The following is a 5,183-nucleotide window of genomic DNA, read 5'->3' on the forward strand; positions in this document are numbered from 1 at the left end:
GCACCAACGCCCATGTCGTACTCGAACAAGCCCCCGACACGACAGCCACCGCACCGGCACACAACCCCACCCCCGAGGACGAGGCCCCTGCCGCCCCCGCCGCCCTGGCCTGGATCGTCTCCGGCAAGGACGAGAGCGCCCTGCGCGCCCAGGCCGCCCGGCTGCGTCAATTCGTCGACGAGGACCCCAAGTTGGCCTGCCTCAAGCGGGTCGGCGGCACCGCCACCAGCTGGCAGGCCCGCGCCCGCCTCGCCGACATCGGCTTCTCCCTGGCATCCGAACGCGGTGTGCTCGACCACGCCGCCGTCGTCCTCGGCCGCGACGGCACCACCCTGCTCCACGGGCTCGACGCACTCGCCGGCGGCACCCGCCAGCCCGGCGTGGTGCGTGCCCGCGCCGCCAAGGGCACCAAACTCGCCTTCTTGTTCACCGGGCAGGGCAGCCAACGGCTCGGCATGGGGCGTGAGTTGTACGAGTCCGAGCCCGTCTTCGCCGCCGCCTTCGACGAGATCTGCCACCACCTCGACGCCGAGCTCTTCCGCCCGATCAAGGCCGTCCTGTTCGCCCCCGAGGCCTCGGCGGACGCCGCCCTGATCGACCAGACGGCGTTCACACAGGCCGCGCTCTTCACCGTGGAAGTCGCGCTGTACCGCCTCTTCGAGCACTACGGGATCGTCCCCGACCGCCTGCTCGGACACTCCGTCGGCGAAGTCGTGGCCGCGCACGTCTCCGGGGTGCTCACCCTGCCCGACGCGTGTGTCCTGGTCGCCCAGCGCGGCCGCCTCATGCAGTCCGCCAGGGAAGGCGGCGCCATGGTCGCCATCGCCGCGGGCGAGGACGAGGTGCGCGCCTCACTCGCCCTCTACGGCGACCGCGTCGCCATTGGCGGCGTCAACGGCCCGCAGGCCACCGTGATCTCCGGGGATGCCGACGCCGTGGACGACCTCGCCGTGCACTGGCGGGAGCGGGGCGCCCGCACCAAGCGGCTGCCCGTCAGCCACGCCTTCCACTCCCCGCACATGGACGAGGTCCTCGACGAGTTCCGCGAGGTCGTCGCCGGACTCGACCTGCGGCCGCCGCACATCCCCGTCGTCTCCAACGTCACCGGCACCTTCGCCACCGTCGAGGAACTCACCTCACCCGCCTACTGGGCGCGCCACATCCGTGAGGCCGTGCGCTTCGCCGACGGCGTGCGCACCCTGGAGGCGGACGGCGTCACCACCTTCGTCGAACTCGGTCCTGACGGTGTGCTCACCGCCCTGGCCCAGAGCTCCCTCGCCGAGGAGGACACCGGCGTCCTCACCCCGGCCCTGCGCCGCGACCGTGCCGAGGCCGAGACCGTCGCCGGAGCCCTCGCGCTCCTGCGCGTGCGCGGAGCGACACCGCACTGGCGGCGCGCCATGCCCGGCGCCCGCCGCACCGACCTGCCGGGGTACGCCTTCCAGCACGAGCGGTACTGGCTCGACGCCCCGGCCACCGCACCCGACGCCGACGGCCTCGTGGCCACCGGCCATCCGCTGCTCGGCGCGGCCGTGCCCCTGGCCGACCGGGACGGTTACCTCTTCACCGGCCGCCTGTCCCGGCATACGCACCCCTGGCTGGCGGAGCACGCGGTGGCGGGCACGGTCCTGGTCCCGGCCACCGGTGTCCTCGAACTGGCGCTGCGCGCAGGCGAGGGGATCGGCTCCCTCGGCGTCGAGGAGCTCACGCTCGCCGCGCCGCTGCTCCTTCCGGAGCGGGGCGGTGCGCAGATCCAGGTCGCCGTCGGCGACGCGGACGGCGCCGGACGGCGCCCCGTGGAGATCCACGCCCGCGCGGAGGAAGGCGGGGACGTGGAGCTGACCGACGGCGGGGCCTGGACCCTCGTCGCGGGCGGCACACTGGCGCCGCCCAGTGCACCGGCGACCGGCGGACTGCCGGGCGCGTGGCCGCCGGCCGGAGCCGACGAAGTGCCCCTGGACGGCCTCTACGCCCGCCTCGCCGCCGAGCACGGCTACGCATACGGGCCCGCCTTCCAGGGCCTGCGCCGCTTGTGGCGGTCCGAGGAACAGGACACGGGCACGGTGTTCCACGCGGACGTCGCGCTGCCCGAGACGGCGCGCGCTTCGGCGGGGGACTTCCTGATCCATCCCGCACTCCTGGACGCCGCGCTGCATGCACTGCTCCCCGGTGCAGGCGACCCCGACAGGCCCGCCGTGCTGCCCTTCGCCTGGTCCGACGTCCACCTCCACGCCGTGGGCGCGGCCGCACTGCGCGTACGCCTGGAACTCATCGGCGAGCAGGAGGCCTCCCTCACCGTCGCCGACGGCACGGGCGCGCCGGTCGCGACCGCGGGGCTTTCGCTGCGGCCACTGTCCGTGGCCGCCCTGCGCGCGGCCGCCGCACCCCGCGACGGACTGCTCCGCGTCACCTGGACGCCGACGACCACCGCCGTCAACGGCGGTGGCGCACAGGCGGCAACCCTCGTGCTGCCCGCAGGCGAGGCGGCCGTGACAGCGGGCCCCGCGGCGCGCACCGCGCTGCACCACACCCTGCGCGACGTGCAGGCCCACCTGGCCGCCGACACCGCCGACGCGGGCCCGCTGGTCGTCGTGACCCGCGGGGCGGTCGCCGCCGCGCCCGGCGACGGCATCACCGACCTCGCTCAGGCCGCCGCCTGGGGTCTGGTGCGTACGGCGCAGACCGAGAACCCGGGCCGGATCGTGCTCCTCGACATCGGTCCGGCGGCGCACGAAACGGAGACCGAGGCCATCGCGGCCGCCGCCGTGGCCTCAGGTGAACCCCAACTCGCCTACAGGGGCGGCACGTTCCTCCTCCCACGCCTGGCCCGTGAGGTCCCGGACGACGCGGAAGCCGGGACGGGCCCCGACTGGAGTCGGGGCACGGTCCTCATCACCGGCGCGACCGGCACCCTCGGCAGCGTCCTCGCCCGCCACCTGGTGACCGCGCACGGCGCCCGGCGCCTGCTCCTGGTCTCGCGGCGCGGCGCGGACGCGCCCGGAGCGGCACAGCTGCGCGACGAACTCACCGCGGCGGGCGCGCAGGTGGAGCTCGCGGCCTGCGACGTGACGGACCGCGAAGAGCTGGCACGGCTGCTCGCGGGCATCCCCGCCGAGCACCCCCTGTCGGCCGTGGTGCACACGGCGGGCGTGCTGCGGGACACGGTCTTCTCCGACCTGACCCCGCAGACCCTGGACGCGGTCCTTCGCCCGAAGACGGACGCGGCCTGGAACCTGCACGAGCTGACCCGCGACCTCGACCTGTCGGCGTTCGTCCTGTACTCCTCCGTCGCGGGCCTGATCGGCACCGCCGGCCAGGCCAACTACGCGGCCGCGAACATCTACTTGGACGCGCTGGCGACACACCGCCGCGCCCACGGACTGCCCGCCACATCCCTCGCCTGGGGCCTGTGGGAGCAGTCGAGCACCATCAGCGGCGACCTCGACGAGACCGATCTGCGGCGCCTGGCCCGGCTCGGGCTGCTTCCGCTGACCACCGCGGAAGGGCTCGACCTGTTCGACGCGGCCCTTGCCACCGACACCCCCGTCCTGGCCGTCACCCGGCTCGACGCCGCGGCCCTGCGCCGCCGCGGCCACGAACTGCCGCCGCTGCTGCGCGCGCTGGCCCCGGCCACCGCGCGGCGCACCCCGCAGGCGGGCGCGGGCGACGGGCCGGGCGCGGACGGGACCTCTCTGGCGGAGCGCCTCGGTGCGCTCCCCGTGGAGGAGCGGACCCAGGCCCTCGTCGACCTCGTCCGTGCGCAGGTCGCAGGGGTGCTCGGGCACGCCGACGCCACCGCCGTCGACGCCGACCGGGCGTTCCAGGAACTCGGCTTCGACTCCCTGACCGCCGTCGAACTCCGCAACCAGCTCAACAACGCCACCGGTCTGCGGCTGCCCACCACGCTCGTCTTCGACCACCCCACACCCACCGCACTCGCGGCCCATCTGCGCGGCCGGATCGAGATCACCGAGCGCTCCGCTGCCGAGCCCGTCCTCACCGAGCTCGCCCGGATCAAGTCGGCCCTGCGCACGGCGGCCGGGGACGCGGCGGCGCGGGACGCCGTCAGCGCGGCGCTGCGTGAACTCCTTCAGATCGCCGAGGAGGCCGCCCGTACCGCCGCGGACAACGAGGCGCCCAGGACACCGCAGGACACGGAGAGCGACACGGGGAGCGACCTGGAGTCGGCGACCGACGAAGAACTGTTCGCGCTGTTCAACGAGTTGGAGTAGGCGCAGTGCAGCAGGTCGGGACCGATCGACGCACCAACCCATCCGTCACACGAGCCACACCGTCGGGGAGCTGAGAGCAGTGGCGAACGAGCAAGAACTCCGGGACTACCTCAAGAAGGCCATCGCGGACGCACGGGACGCGCGCAGGCGGCTGCGCGAGGTGGAGACCAAGGCGCAGGAGCCCATCGCGATCGTCGCCATGGCCTGCCGCTACCCCGGGGGCGTCAGCTCACCCGCAGACCTGTGGCGCCTCGTCGCCGACGGCACCGACGCCGTCAGCGGCTTCCCGACGAACCGCGGCTGGGACCTGGAGCGGCTCTACGTCCCCGACCCCGACGTGCCCGGCACCTCGTACACCCGCGAAGGCGGCTTCCTGCACGACGCCGACCAGTTCGACCCGGCGTTCTTCGACATGTCACCGCGCGAGGCCCTCGCCATTGACCCGCAGCAGCGGCTGCTGCTCCAGACCACCTGGGAGACCTTCGAGCGGGCCGGGATCGACCCGGCCGCGCTGCGCGGCAGCCGCACCGGCGTCTTCACCGGCCTGATGTACAACGACTACGGCTCGCGCCCCGACCTGCCTCCCGAGGGCAACGAGGGCTACCTCTACTCCGGCAGCGCCGGCTCCGTCGCCGCCGGCCGGGTCGCGTACACCTACGGTCTCGAAGGCCCGGCCGTCGCCGTCGACACGGCCTGCTCGTCGTCGCTCGTCGCGCTGCACATGGCGGTGCAGTCGCTGCGCTCGGGCGAGTGCGACCTCGCCCTCGCCGGCGGCGCGGCCGTCATGGCCACGCCGACCGCGTTCATCGAGTTCTCCCGGCTGCGCGGCCTTGCCCCCGACGGCCGCTGCAAGTCGTTCTCCGAGCACGCCGATGGCACCGGATGGAGCGAGGGCGTCGGCCTGCTCCTGGTCGAGCGGCTCTCCGACGCCCGCCGCAACGGACATGAGGT

Annotated in this window: 2 protein-coding genes; both read left to right on the top strand. The window is 74.4% G+C overall.

Going from position 1 to position 5,183, the window contains the following annotated elements:
- Positions 1-4,232 (top strand): type I polyketide synthase (locus AC5P1C_RS43355; RefSeq protein WP_493871528.1); only part of this gene is annotated, 4,232 nt, incomplete at its 5' end.
- A 40-nt stretch (positions 4,233-4,272) separates the two neighbouring features.
- On the top strand, positions 4,273-5,183 hold a 911-nt coding region (locus AC5P1C_RS43360; RefSeq protein WP_493871529.1), incomplete at its 3' end, for a beta-ketoacyl synthase N-terminal-like domain-containing protein.

The sequence above is a fragment of the Streptomyces sp. A18 genome (assembly GCF_059026065.1).